At 54.5% G+C, this 13433-nt stretch carries 13 protein-coding genes; 9 read left to right on the forward strand and 4 right to left on the reverse strand.

Translation table 11 applies throughout. From position 1 onward, the window contains the following. Window positions 1-13: 13 nt before the first annotated feature. Together IEW12_RS13100 and IEW12_RS13105 are read right to left on the reverse strand one after the other, a co-directional pair. Complete coding sequence (locus IEW12_RS13100) at window positions 14-820, reverse strand: DUF4184 family protein (RefSeq protein WP_188566459.1); 807 nt, start codon at window positions 818-820, stop codon at window positions 14-16. Window positions 821-971: 151 nt separating this feature from the next. Beyond that, the gene (locus IEW12_RS13105) at window positions 972-1751 is read right to left on the reverse strand and encodes an AraC family transcriptional regulator (RefSeq protein WP_188566460.1); all 780 of its coding nucleotides are present in this window, start codon (window positions 1749-1751) and stop codon (window positions 972-974) included. A gap of 276 nt (window positions 1752-2027) precedes the next feature. On the opposite strand from IEW12_RS13105, the gene IEW12_RS13110 reads away from it, so the two are divergent. Together IEW12_RS13110 and IEW12_RS13115 are read left to right on the forward strand one after the other, a co-directional pair. Continuing rightward, on the forward strand, window positions 2028-2939 hold the full coding sequence (locus IEW12_RS13110; protein WP_188566461.1) for a dihydrodipicolinate synthase family protein: 912 nt from the start codon (window positions 2028-2030) through the stop codon (window positions 2937-2939). A 378-nt stretch (window positions 2940-3317) separates the two neighbouring features. After that, window positions 3318-3983, forward strand: coding sequence for a GntR family transcriptional regulator (locus IEW12_RS13115; RefSeq protein ID WP_229751087.1), 666 nt, complete (start codon window positions 3318-3320; stop codon window positions 3981-3983). A 175-nt stretch (window positions 3984-4158) separates the two neighbouring features. On the opposite strand, the gene IEW12_RS13120 is transcribed toward IEW12_RS13115, so the two are convergent. Together IEW12_RS13120 and IEW12_RS13125 are read right to left on the reverse strand one after the other, a co-directional pair. Beyond that, on the reverse strand, window positions 4159-4935 hold the full coding sequence (locus IEW12_RS13120; RefSeq protein WP_188566463.1) for an enoyl-CoA hydratase: 777 nt from the start codon (window positions 4933-4935) through the stop codon (window positions 4159-4161). A gap of 289 nt (window positions 4936-5224) precedes the next feature. Beyond that, window positions 5225-6658, reverse strand: coding sequence for an aminotransferase-like domain-containing protein (locus IEW12_RS13125; protein WP_188566464.1), 1434 nt, complete (start codon window positions 6656-6658; stop codon window positions 5225-5227). Between IEW12_RS13125 and IEW12_RS13130 the strand changes: the two genes are divergently transcribed. The 7 genes from IEW12_RS13130 (at window position 6645) to IEW12_RS13160 (ending at window position 13422) form a co-directional block, all read left to right on the forward strand. Then, window positions 6645-6950, forward strand: a complete 306-nt coding sequence (locus tag IEW12_RS13130; RefSeq protein ID WP_188566465.1) for a hypothetical protein — start codon at window positions 6645-6647, stop codon at window positions 6948-6950. The two genes, IEW12_RS13125 and IEW12_RS13130, sit on opposite strands and share 14 nt — an antisense overlap. Further along, on the forward strand, window positions 6947-8359 hold the full coding sequence (locus IEW12_RS13135; protein ID WP_188566466.1) for an aldehyde dehydrogenase family protein: 1413 nt from the start codon (window positions 6947-6949) through the stop codon (window positions 8357-8359). Before IEW12_RS13130 ends, IEW12_RS13135 begins: the two co-directional genes overlap by 4 nt. Before the next feature lie 45 nt (window positions 8360-8404). Then, window positions 8405-9631, forward strand: coding sequence for a trans-sulfuration enzyme family protein (locus tag IEW12_RS13140; protein ID WP_188566467.1), 1227 nt, complete (start codon window positions 8405-8407; stop codon window positions 9629-9631). Between the two features lie 44 nt (window positions 9632-9675). Further along, a complete protein-coding gene (locus IEW12_RS13145) occupies window positions 9676-10551 on the forward strand; it encodes a PhzF family phenazine biosynthesis protein (RefSeq protein WP_188566468.1) in 876 nt (291 codons plus the stop codon). An 80-nt stretch (window positions 10552-10631) separates the two neighbouring features. Continuing rightward, window positions 10632-11831, forward strand: coding sequence for a pyridoxal phosphate-dependent aminotransferase (locus IEW12_RS13150; protein ID WP_188566469.1), 1200 nt, complete (start codon window positions 10632-10634; stop codon window positions 11829-11831). A 244-nt stretch (window positions 11832-12075) separates the two neighbouring features. Further along, the gene (locus IEW12_RS13155) at window positions 12076-12798 is read left to right on the forward strand and encodes a transporter substrate-binding domain-containing protein (protein ID WP_188566470.1); all 723 of its coding nucleotides are present in this window, start codon (window positions 12076-12078) and stop codon (window positions 12796-12798) included. Between the two features lie 237 nt (window positions 12799-13035). After that, window positions 13036-13422, forward strand: a complete 387-nt coding sequence (locus IEW12_RS13160; protein ID WP_188566471.1) for a RidA family protein — start codon at window positions 13036-13038, stop codon at window positions 13420-13422. Window positions 13423-13433 lie beyond the last annotated feature (11 nt).

Genomic DNA, 13433 nt, shown 5'->3' on the forward strand with positions numbered 1-13433 from the left:
CCGTGGCCGCGCATCAGTAACCGCGCTGGCCGGCCCCTGCCGTAGCAGTCCATGCTGTCCACGCCGTGCAGTAGCACAGCAGGGCCAGCACGAAACCGCTGATACCGGCAACCGTGACGTGAAACAGCCAGCGCTCCAGCGAAAAACCCCAATGCAGGAACCCGGCAGCTGCGCAGCACAAGGCACTGGCGATGAAAATACCGCCTGCGATATAGACTTTCAGACTGGCCGGCGGTTCCAGTTGATTTGTATCCTTAAGTAGATCGCTATCGGCAGGAGTAGCGGGCTGTGTCAGCCATGACTGCACCCACCACGCCAGTACCAGCAAACCCAGTGCAGTGCTCAGATGCTGTAGCAATTTATACAGATAGACCTGGCTGCCATCCACGGTAAAAACCACGCTGCGCAGCAGATCAACGTGGTTGACCACCGCAGAATTCCTGTGCGTCAGCGCATCCCAGGCGATATGGGTCGCGGCCCCCAGCATCACCGAGCAGGCCAGCACCCAGATGGAAACCGAGGGCAAGGTCCCGGCGCCGAATACCTGGCCGCGCAGGCGCGACAATAAAAACTCCGGCAGCAGCAGGCAGGCGGGGCGCTTGATCAGCAAATGGAAAATGAAATAGGCCAGCAAACCCGCAGGCAGGCAAAAGATCAGGATACCGGCCAGGCTATGCGTCATCAGGCCATGAATGCCGGGCAGGAAGTAGGCAAAATCCGGCGCCATACTGCCGATAGCCATTGCAGAAATGGACGAGCGGCGGCCTAACAGCTTGTGCAGTGGAAGCACTGCGGCGGGGTGGGATAAGGTAAAAGGCAAGGCAATGAGTCCGCTAAGGAAAATGGGTCAATGGCGCACTGATGGTGCACTAGAGATGCACGAATGATGCACACCGCGCGCCGCTGACCGGTCCCCTCATTCTACCTCTTAGTCTGATAGCGGGAGGCAATCGGCTCGCCCCTGCCCGCGCTTAATTGGCGGTATCGCGGGTTTTCGCCAACACATCGCGGAACTCTCTCGGTGTCACGCCGACCGTAGACTTGAACACCCGCGAAAAAGCGCTGTGGTCATGATAGCCGCAGGCAGCGGCCACATCGGTAATGCTCTTGCCCATGTCGGCCAGCATCACGGATGCCGCGTCCAGCCTGACCTTGGTCACCATCTGCCTTGGCGTCAAAGTAAATATTTTCTGGAAATAGCGTTCGATCTGCGCCACAGACAAGCCGGTGATCTGCTCCAGATCCGCCATCTGTATATTCTGTTCGTAGTGCGTATGCAGGTGCCGGACCGCAGCGGCAATCTTGTGGTACACAGGATGGCGCTGATCGGGCATGGCCAGATCGCGCGAGATACCTGCCAGACCTATGATGTTTTTGTTTGCGTCGCGCAGCGCTATTTTTTTTGTCAGGCACCAGCCGGGATCATGGTCCGGATAAAGATGCAGCTCCAGCTGGTCGTGGAATTCCTGTTCGCCACGCAATACCAGATGGTCTTGCTCGTCATAGGTGCTGGCCAGTGCTGCCGGGAATACTTCTACAGCGGTGCGGCCTATCAGCGCAGACTTATCTTTATAGCCGCAGCGGTTGGCCAGCGTCTGGTTCAGCACTACGTAACGGCCATCCATGTCCTTGACGAAGAAGACCACGTCCGGCAGCGCATCAAACAAGGATTCGGTGAAAAATACGTTGGCTATCTGTTTGGCGAGGATATCGCGCTCGTTATTGGCTAAGTTTTTATGATCGTTATTCATACGGCTGTTCTGATATCTGTCATACCGGCGTCTCTGCGTCCCTGTGCCTCTGCGCGGCCTCCGGCTTTACTTTCCCCGACATTAGCAATTAATTAAGAAATTTGCAATAATCTTTACAAGGATTAACTTTTTTGCATGTTGCGTTACATCGACGTATTTTCCCGCAAAATCTGCTACACAAGCACCGTTTTTTCTACGACCGAGCACGCTTTAAATATATTGTAAATATATTTAATTGAGAATAGTATGAACGAACACCCAAAACAGGAGATCTGAATGACAGCAAACAAATGGAAAGGCGTATTCCCGGCAGTCACTACCAAGTTCAAGGCCAACGAAGACCTGGACCATGCTGAGATGGAAAAGCATTATGCGTTCCAGATCGATAACGGCGTCCATGGGCTGGTCACCTGCGGGTCCTTGGGAGAAGCCAGCACCCTGTCCTTCGACGAAAAACTGGAAGTCGCCAGGGTCGCGCTAAACGTGGCCGACAAGCGCGTGCCGGTATTGGTCAATGTGTCCGAGACGCGTACCGCCAACGCCTTACGCTTTGTGCAGCAGGCCGCCGACCTCGGCGTGCAGGGCTTCATGGTGATGCCTTCCGTGCTGTATGCAGCCGATGCACGCGAAGCCAAGGACAATCTGCGCGCCATTGCCAAGGCTGCGCAACTGCCCATCATGGTCTATAACAATCCTGTCACCTACAAGGTAGACCTGACGCCGGAAGACTTCCTGGATCTGGCCGATTGCGAATGGCTGGTCGCGATCAAGGAATCCAGCGACAACGTCCGCCGCATCACCGATTTGCGCAATGCGCTGGGCACGCGCTATCAGCTATTCATGGGCGTAGATGATTTATCGTTTGAAGGCCTGGCGGTAGGGGCCGACGGCTTGCTGGCCGGCCTGGTAGTGGCCTTTCCCAAAGAGACAGTCGCCTTGTACCAGTTGATGCAGGCCAGGCGCTATGAAGAGGCGCTCAAGCTTTACCAATGGTTTATGCCCCTGCTGCATCTGGACGTCTCTACTAAACTGGTGCAAAACCTGAAACTGGTGGAAGCCCTGGTCGGCGTGGGCAATGAAAACGTGCGGCTGCCGCGCCAGCCGCTGGCCGGTGCCGAGCGGGAGCGGGTCAGCGCTATTGTGCGCAAGGCGCTGGAGACCCGGCCGGACTTGTCGTCGTATTTTTAGTGTTTTTGCAATAGCTGAAATAAATAATAGCAATGAACTCCATGGGCCGCGGCCGGCCCATGTCCCCACCTCCGGCAAAGCGGAAAGAATCTTGAATCCGGTTTCGCCCCGGCTTCGTATATCTGGCATATACGCAAAACATATCCATCATCGAACATGCATATATCAATGTGGAATCAACGTGGATGTCATTGATGACAGTTTGGAACGACATATTGCTGCCCTGATGCAATTTATTACCGGGCACTAAATAAACCACGGGAATATGTCGCTTACATGATGCATACGTCTTATTAAATTTTTAAAATCAGGTAATAACAATTAAAAATTTGCCAAAATACCGGTAAAATCCGTACAAAATACAAAATGTTGATAACAATGCTAGAAACACCACTGAAACCTGCTGCCTCCAAACTGCGCGCTGCCGACGTCGCTTACGATGCGATAGAGAGCATGATTGTCACCCTGCAATTAAAGCCTGGATCGCCTATCGTGGAATCCGAACTGGTGGACGTCACCGGGCTCGGCCGTACGCCATTGAGGGAAGCATTGATGCGCATGTCGTCCAACGGACTGATCGTGCAATTGCCAAGGCGTGGACTCATCATCAGCGACATCGAAGCCGCCGAGCACATGACGCTGATAGAAACCCGCAGGGTGATAGAAAGACTGATCGCGACCAGCGCCGCGCGCCGCGCATCGCCCCAGCAGAGGGAAGATATCCTGGCCAGTGCCGACAAGATGGTGGTTGCAGCCAAACAGGGTGACCTGGGTGTGTACATGGATGCCGACCAGGCTCTGGACCACGTGATCCATGATGCCTGCCGCAACCCGTCTGCCGTCAAGGCAGTGACGCCCTTGATCATCAAGTGCCGCCGTTTCTGGTATGCGTACCAGCATGAAGGCGATGTGGAAGAAGGCGCGCGCTGCCATATGCTGCTGGCCAAGGCAATCGCCAAGGGCAATGAAGAACAGGCCAGCAAGGCGGCGGATTCGCTGATGGATTTGTTAGAGACGTTTGCCCGTAAAGTCATCAACGGCTAAAATTTATTTGCTATCTTACTGCGCGGACGTGATCGGGGCTCATGTGCTACTCGGAATGCTCACGTACCTTAAGTACGTTCCGCTTCCTGCGTTGCTATTCACCCCGCTGACGCCTTGCTCGCTACAGATCTCAAGCCGGTTTACGCAATAAACTAAGATTGAGGTTTGCCAGCGCTTACACCTTCCAACTCGGTGCGCGCTTTTCTATGAAAGCCTGTACACCTTCTTGTGCGGCGTCATCCATCATATTGCAGGCCATGGTCTGGCCGGCTAGCTGGTAGGCGGCGTCTATACCCATTTCTATCTGCTTGTAAAATAATTGCTTGCCCATGGCGATGGCTACCGCTGGCTTGGCCAGGATGCTGGCGGTTAAACCGGCGATCTCCGCATCCAGCGCATCCTGAGGGACGACACGGTTGACCAGCCCACGCTGCAGCGCTGTCTGCGCGTCAATGAAGTCGCCGGTCAGCAGCATTTCCACCGCCTGCTTGCGCGACACATTGCGCGACAAGGCCACCGCCGGTGTGGAACAGAACAAGCCGACATTCACACCCGACACCGCAAAACGCGCATCCACAGCCGCCACCGCCAGATCGCACATCGCCACCAACTGGCACCCGGCAGCCGTCGCCAACCCCTGCACCCGCGCAATCACAGGCTGCGGCATCTGTTGCATCAACAACATCAGCTTGCTGCATTGCTGGAACAATTTCTGGTAATACGCCGCCTCCGGCGTCGCCCGCATCTGCTTCAAATCATGCCCGGCACAAAACGCCTTGCCGGCAGCAGCCAACACCACCACACGCACGGCCTCGTCTTGCGCAATGGCCTTAAACGCAGCCAGCAATTCAGCCAGCATTTCTTCAGACAAGGGATTAAACCGCTCACCACGATTCAGCGTCAGCGTAGCAACGCCGCCATCGTCAGAACGCAAAACATAAGGCTTTTCCATGCTGTCTCCGCAAATTAAAATAGGGTCCTCACCACAATACTTGAATTATATTAGACACTATCGCTCCAATAGCGGCATCACAATCAGCGACTACAAGTCCAGCTGCCTTGCCGCCAGCCCCGTAAACTTTGCGAGAGAAATCTTCGAGATTGCCGTCAACGGCAAGATTGTAGTGAAGAAATCCGCCAACGACCTCCCTGGCATTCAAGTTATCTTCATGGCCGTTACCGTAGTATATGGCGCAGCAAATTGCATTGGGCATTGTCCTAAGAGTCCAGCACATGCCATGTTAGCGCGCGAGCTGCTCTCTTGCGAGTTGCCCCAGGCGCCGGATACCGTTTTCGACACGATCACTCCAGCCGGACCCTACGCTCAAGCGTAGACAATTGCGGAAGCGCCGGCTCGCGGAAAAGACGTCTCCGGGGGCGAAGCAAATGCCTTGTTCGAGCGCTTCATCGAAGAGCAAGCGCGAATCAAATCGCTTTGGCAGTTCGAGCCAGAGCACAAAGCCGCCTGCCGGCTGACTCACTTTTGTATCGGCTGGGAAGCTTTCCTCAATCGTGCGCGTCATGCGTACAAGGTTCTCTTGGAAAATGCGGCGAATGCGCCTTAAGTGAGCATCGTAGACCCCGCTCGCCAAGAAATCCGCGAGCGCGACTTGGGGTAAGACCGGACCGCAGAGGCTGAAAGCGAGCTTGCGTTCCATTACACGTTGCGTGTAGGCACCCGCCACCATCCAGCCGATCCGGTATCCGGGTGCCAGGGTTTTCGAGAACGAGCTGCAGTAAATCGTATTGGCTCCGCCGTCGAGCGCGATAAACGGCTTCGGTCGCGCGCGACCAAAGTGGACATCCCCATAAACGTCGTCTTCGATCAGAGGCACGGCATGCCGCGCGAGTAGTCCTAGGAGCGCCCGCTTATCAGCTTCGGCCATTGCTGAACCAAGTGGATTGTTGAAATTCGATGACAGCAGGCAAGCTGCCACAGGTTCCATATCGAGCAAGCGTGCGAGCGCATCGACGTTGACACCCCGCTTCGGATCGGTCGGCAGCTCAAGAGCCTTCAAGCCCAATACTTCGAGAGTATGCAGGAGTCCGAAGTAGGTAGGAGATTCAACTGCAATCGTATCGCCGGGCTTGGCGACGGCGGTCAGCGCGAGCATCAGCGCCTCGGTACAGCCGTTCGTAATGAGCAGGTCGTCGGGCGACAGTGCATGGCCGATGCGTACCGCCCGCTTCGCGATTTCGCGGCGCAGGCTCAGTTCGCCCTGCGGTGCGCAATAGACGTTGTAGCGTGAGCCATGTTGACGTGCAGCACGCGCCAGAGCGAAGTCAAGCCGCGTCGATTGCAGCACTGCCGCTTCTGGCACGGCGCAGCCTAGCGGGACAAGCGCCGAATTCGACGCGTGCTCCAGCAACACCGCAACGGCTCCGCAAATCGATACGGTCGAAGCGCGCGCACGTGGACGCGACGGCGACGGCAATGCAAGTGCGCCGCGTCCGGCTGCTGCGACAAAAAACCCCGACTGTGGCCGCGCGACAAGGATGCCACGATCCTCAAGCAAATGGTAGGCCTGTAGTGCAGTGGAGACGCTGATGCGGTGCTGCTCGCTGACAGTGCGCACAGATGGGACACGCATGCCCGGAGCGAGCACGCCGTTGTCGATCATGCCGACGATGAGCTCGGCCAATTGCTCGTAACGGAAAGAAATGGATGTTTCCATTGAGGGAATTTTTATGGTGGAAGAATGCACGATTATTGAGTTGATGGCAGTGCCTTGTCAATCCAAACTGTGCTGCTCGAATATGCTTAAAACTGTGGCTGTTATGGTCCGTGCCAGCCTGCTACGATGCATGCATCTAGTCACATCCGCAGGAGTCCAGATGTCCGACCTCAGCAACACCATTCTCACCGCTTTACCCACTATTGAGTCAGTGCTTAACTCGCATGCCGAGTACAAGATTTCGCTAGGCTTGAGAACATCCAAGAAGAAGGTGGAAGGCTTTCCTAAATGAATAATTCCCTATTTCCCGCGGACTCATCGACCAGTTTCATCTCGGTGAACAATCCTTTCAATGGCGTCGAAGTAGGCATAGTCGCGAACATTCCACTGGAAGGTGCGCAAATGATTATCCAGACCGCGAAGGAAGGTGCTCGCGTTTGCCGTAGCCTGTCCCGCTATGAACGGGCTCGCATACTCGATACCTGCGCCTCGTTGGTGGAGAACGACAAGGATACGTTTGCCGATCTCATCGTAGCGGAAGCTGGAAAGACACTAAAGCAAGCCAAAAAGGAAGTATTGCGCTGCGTGAATACCCTCAAACTTTCCGCTGACGAGGCTCGTCGCAACAGCGGTGAAGTGGTGCCATTCGACGCATATGCCGGATCCGAAAACCGCCAGGGATGGTTCACTCGGGAACCTCTCGGCGTCATTGTGGCTATTACTCCGTACAACGACCCGTTAAACCTCGTTGCGCATAAACTTGGACCGGCGATCGCCGGAGGTAATGCCGTGGTCATCAAGCCGTCTGATCTGACGCCTCTTTCAGCAATCAGGCTCGTCAAGTATCTGATAAAGGCTGGAATGCCATCGAACGTCGTATCGGTCGCGACGGGTGGAGCCACTCTGGGCGAAGCACTCGTCTCATCCAGAGACGTGAGAATGATTTCGTTCACTGGTGGATTCGCAACCGGAGAAAAGATTGCCAAGTCCGCAGGCCTGAAAAAACTGGCGATGGATCTGGGAGGCAACGCGCCAGTGATCGTATTGGCCGATTGCAAGCTTGAAGATGCGGTTGCCTCATGCCTCTCGGGAGCATTTTGGGCTGCGGGCCAGAACTGTATCGGGACGCAACGCATTCTGATCCAGTCTTCCATCTATGACGAATTCAAGCAGCGTTTCGTTGCCGGCACCAAAGCGCTAAAGGTGGGTAATCCTGCATTGCCGGATACCGATGTAGGGCCGATGATTACTGTGCAGTCCGCGACGCGGGCAAAAGGAATCGTCGATGCAGCGATCAACCGGGGCGCAAAACTACTTTGTGGCAACACTCAAGAGGGGGCGCTCTATGCTCCAACCGTCCTCGAGGATGTCGATTTTGAATGCGGTCTGTGGCAGCAGGAGGTTTTTAGCCCGGTTGTCGTTCTTCAGCGGATAGAGACTCTGGATGACGCGCTTTCACTAGCGAACAGTCCCCAATACAGTCTCCATGCCGGCATTTTTACAAACGACCTGCACGCAGCTCTTAAAGCAGCCGACATGCTGGAAGCGGGCGGGGTCATGATCAACGATTCATCGGACTACAGGCTCGATGCCATGCCGTTTGGGGGATTCAAGTACGGAAGCCTTGGCCGAGAAGGCGTTCGGTTTGCTTATGAGGAAATGACTCAGCCGAAGGTTGTTTGCATCAGGAAAATCACTTAATACTCTGGGGCGCTTTGATCCTTTTTCTATAGCGAGAGGTGGCATATGACAACCAAGAACATTCAGCAGCGGCCCGACAAGAAACGACCTGCAACACTCTCATTCGATAGTCAGGCGGTGCATGGCGGGAATCTCATTGATGCCACGACGGGTGCGATCCGTACGCCAATCGTCATGGCAAACTCGTACAAATTACCCGATGACCCTTCCACGCTCGACTGGTCGGATTCTCAAACCTTGTTCTACACACGTAACTCAGGTCACAATCAGCTTTGCCTTGAACGCAAGCTGGCAGCAATGGAACGCGGCGAAGATGCCGCCGTTTTTAGCACCGGCGTTGCAGCATTGCATTCGATTTTCTTCACACTTTTAAAAAACGGTGACCATGTCATTGTCAGCGACGTGACGTATGAGGCCGTTTGGCGTCTCTTCAACGAGCTTATCCCGAAACGCTACGGCATCGAAGCAACGTTCGTGGACATCAGCGACCTTACCGCAGTAAGAGAAGCTGTGCGCTCCAACACAAAACTGATTCATGCCGAAACGATTGCCAATCCGACTACGAAGGTGGCAGATATCGGAGCACTTGCAAAAATCGCACGTGATGCCGGTGCCATGCTATCCATTGATGCAACGTTCACGCCCCCGCCGATTTTTCGGGGACTTGAACATGGCGCGGATCTCGTTGTTCATTCGTTGACGAAATACATCAACGGACATGGCGATGCGATGGGCGGAGCCGTTATCAGTCGCGCTGAGCTAATCCGCCGGCTAAAAGGCGACGCACTCGTTGGCGTGGGCGGTTCAATCTCCCCTTTCAATGCGTGGCTCATCATGCGAGGCTCCGTGACTCTGCCATTGCGTTTGCCCAAGCACATGTCTACGGCGCAAAAGATCGCAGATTTCCTCGACAAGGATCCGAGGGGCGCTTTCGTTGCATACCCGGGGCTGCCTTCTCATCCGCAACATGAGCTTGCATCACGCCAATTTGGCAGTATGGGGTATGGCGCCGTTATGGCTTTTGCTGTCAAAGGTGAGCCTGATGTACAGAATCGCTTTGTGGCAAACCTTCGCCTTATTACCTCGGCTGTGTCGCTTGGTCACGACGAGTCCCTGATCGTGCACGTAGGAAAAGCAGGACGAGGCGGATCGGAATGTTACCCGGACGCATTCCGCGAATATGGACACCTGCGCTTGTCGGTCGGTCTAGAAGACCCGGCTGATCTGATCGCTGATATCGAGGCAGCGTTCGACGAGACGTTCGCGCGATAGGCGATGCACCGAGATTCTCTTTATCCAACGTAATAGGAGCTAATATGAAACGATCCTATAAAGTGGTTGACGTTTTTACGCTCCGACCGCTTCTGGGCAATCCGGTGGCCGTGGTACTGGACGCGGAGGGGCTGACCACCGAGGACATGCAGGCTATCGCGGGTTGGACCAATCTTTCTGAAACCACATTTGTTCTGCCGCCGACAACGGGCAAGGCCGACTATCGCTTACGAATTTTCACACCGCGTAGTGAGCTCGCCTTTGCGGGACATCCGACACTTGGCAGCGCCCACGCCCTACTGGAAGCTGGGCGTATCACAGCTCGCAAAAATGGCCGATTGATTCAAGAATGCAACATCGGCCTGGTTGAACTGACATTAGAGGAGCAAAGCGGAGAGCAACGGCTTACCCTCGGCATGCCTCCTGCTAAATTGGAGCCGCTACAAGCGGCAGATATTTCAGAGTTGGAACTCGTCCTCAGGCACAAAGTGGACATCAAGTCTGCGCCAGCTATTGTGAACGTCGGGGCCATATGGGTGGTCGCACAAATGAACGACGCGGCTTCCGTACTCAGTTTGCGACCGGATTTCGCAAGACTGGCGGAATTTGAACGCCGCCTCGGAATCACAGGACTTACCGTATTCGGCGATCACTCGCATGGCGATGCAGCAATAGAAGTTCGTACCTTCGCACCATCCTGTGGGGTAGAAGAGGATCCCGTTTGCGGAAGCGGCAACGGAAGCGTGGCGGCCTTCCGATGGGAGCGTGGTCTGTTGTCATCCAGCGCAAGAGACTATGTGGCCACCCAGGGGCGCTGTGTTGGCCGGGATGGGCGAATACAAGTGAGCGTGGATGCAAACGGAAAGATATTCATCGGCGGTTCTTGCGTCACATGTGTGGAAGGCTCTCTTACCCTCTAGAGGCCAAGTCGAATCGAATCTAATCTGATGTCTAAAGGATTTGCGACATAAAGAGTTATCAACAAATACAAGGAAAAAACATGAAGGCTTTGCAGAAAAATTTCGACGAAAGACAAGGTTCTGACGTCGATGTATCAAATTCCTCGGACTGGCGCGGGAGATTTCCTTACAACGAGATAATTTCACTTCTCGACGTAAATCGGCCATTCAATCTGGCGGAGAGCACATCGCAAGACTTGACGGTTGGCGAACTTCTGGATTTGCCCGGTCTTGAGAATATCCGCGATCTGAAGCTCGGCTATGGCAAATCTGCCGGGGCGGTCGCACTTCGCGAGGCGATCGCAGATGCCTGTAAAGTTCCAGTCGAGCAGATCATCACGACACAAGGTACCGCGCTCGGACTCTTTCTTCTTGCTTTCGAAGTCTGTCGACCCGGCGACGAAGCTGTTCTCGTGACGCCATGCTTTCCGCCGAGCCGTGACAGCCTGCTTGGGGCAGGCGTAAGCGTCAGTGAAGTAAATTTGTCGTTCGAGAATGGCTATCGGCTAGATCTGGATCAACTTGATGCGAAACTGTCGCCGAAAACCAAACTGGTCAGTATTGCGTCACCGCAGAATCCCAGCGGTGTTCAAACATCTCGCGCTGAAATCGAAAAACTCCTTGTCTTAATGGAGAAAAAGTCTCCCGAAGCTTTACTTTTCATTGACGAGACTTATCGAGAGGCCACTTATGGTGACAATGCTGCTCTCGAAAGTTTTGCAGGATTTGCTTCACGTATCGTCACCGGCGCTTCTGTATCAAAGGCACTCGGTGCACCGGGCTTGCGGACAGGTTGGCTCACGGTGGCGGACCCCGGCCTTCGGTCGCGCCTCCTCATCGCCAAGATGAACACTGTGATTTCGGGTTCGGTGCTCGATGAGACGCTCGCGGCAGTTCTGCTGCGCAACAAGGAAGGTGTACTCGGACCACGACGGCGACTGCTGGCAGGCGCCCTTGAAGAACTGTCAGCCTGGTGCGAGAGTGAGAAGAAGCGCATAGAGTGGGTGCGGCCAGATGCGGGGGCGTTGTGCTGTGTGCGCCTACGCTCGGATGCGTTTGATTACGACGCCGTCTCGCGTTTCTGGAATCTGTTACCTGATCATGATCTGCAACTGGCATCAGGAACTTGGTTTGGTGAAAACAGTCGTGTATTCCGGCTTGGCTTTGGCTATTTGCCACCTGCTCGTCTCGGACCAGCATTGGCCGCACTTTCGTCAGCGATGGACGCAGCTACCGTGTGACGTAGGTCGATAAAGGGCAGCTGGTCCAACTGGCGTTCCAGGAACTCCCAATGCGCTTGATTTAGAAGTTGAATTTTCTGTTGCAATGCTTGAGCTTGCTCACACTAGCATTCCCACGTTGAGGCCGCGTCGTGCATCGATGGCGAGAAGTGGGAGTCTACATTTAAAGGTTGTGCTACCGATGTGCGAACGAAATGTTGTTTTACGCAGTTGGTGGTTGGACATTAACGCTTAGGAGTACAAAGTGAAAATAAGAATAGCATATATAGAGGAACCGCCTTTTTACTGGACAGGCCCGAACCATTCTGCGACCGGTGCGGACATCGAACTGGCCGAAGTGGTGCTACGAGCTGCCGGTGCCACAGCCATTGAGTATCAATTGACCTCGTTCGAAGAACTTCTAACTGGCGTACAGGAGGGGCGCTGGGATATGAATGTACCAATCTTCGCGACGGCTGAACGTGCGAAGCACGTCGCATTCAGCATACCGGTCTGGACCTTAGGCGATGGCTTTGTGGTGCATCGCGGCAATCCGAAAGCGCTTACCAGCTACGAGACAGTGGCAGCGACCAGTGGTGCGCGGCTAGGGATTATTCCGGGACAGATTCAGTTTGGATCCGCAAAATCGGCGGGCGTGAACGATAGCCAGATTGTTATGTTCAAACACCAACCCGACGCAGTTGCCGCACTTCTGGCCGGAAAAATCGACGCGTTCGCTGCCACGGCCGTTGGTAACAGGGTCATTGCTGGCGAAAATAAGGAGTTGGAAGCAGTGGCACACAAAATAGGCAAAGATGGGAAAGCCCCTGTCGGCGCTTTCTCGTTTAACAAAAGCAACTACAGGCTTTTGCAAGCAGTGAATGAGCAACTTCGTGAGTACCTCGGTTCGGCCGACCACCGTACTCGCATGGCAAAGTACGGTATTGCGCAGACGGAGATCGACAGCATAATCGAAGGTAAAAAATAGCGGGACAAGCGAGAGGACGCGCGTTGAATGTCGTCTGTTTATATAAGAACATCCCTTATATCGGAATCATTCCGAAAAACGGTTTGTTTTCCAATAGCCGGACCGGCTTGCTATTGCGTATTCACGTACATGAGTACGTGCCTTAGTTGCAGGGTGCACGCGGTTTCGTCCTAGAGGAAGCTTTGGTACTTGCTCTGTTCCCCTAACCCAAAAGACTGACCATTGAAGGAAACAACTATGACAATTACATTGCATAACCCGGCAGGCATTGCACCGCCATTCTCCTGTTACAGCCATGGCGCATCAGCGTCCGGTGACGCACGCTGGCTTTATGTTTCAGGTCAAGTGGGCGTAGCAACTGACGGCACCGTTCCAGATGATCCAGAGAAGCAAATCGAGCTGGCTTGGGACAATCTGCTGGCGGTGCTGGCTGATGCTGGAATGACTGTGAGGGATCTGGTCAAGGTAGACGGCTTCATCACGCGGCCGGAGCTAGTACCGCTTTATCGCAAGGAACGTGAACGGCGATTTGCGGGACACGCGGCTGCAACCACCATGCTCATCGTTGCAGGACTAGCGGAAAACAACCTGCTTGTAGAAATTCAGGCTGTCGCAGCTCGCTGAGCGCTATCCGC

This window comes from Parundibacterium terreum (assembly GCF_014636315.1).
Taxonomy (GTDB): domain Bacteria; phylum Pseudomonadota; class Gammaproteobacteria; order Burkholderiales; family Burkholderiaceae_D; genus Undibacterium; species Undibacterium terreum.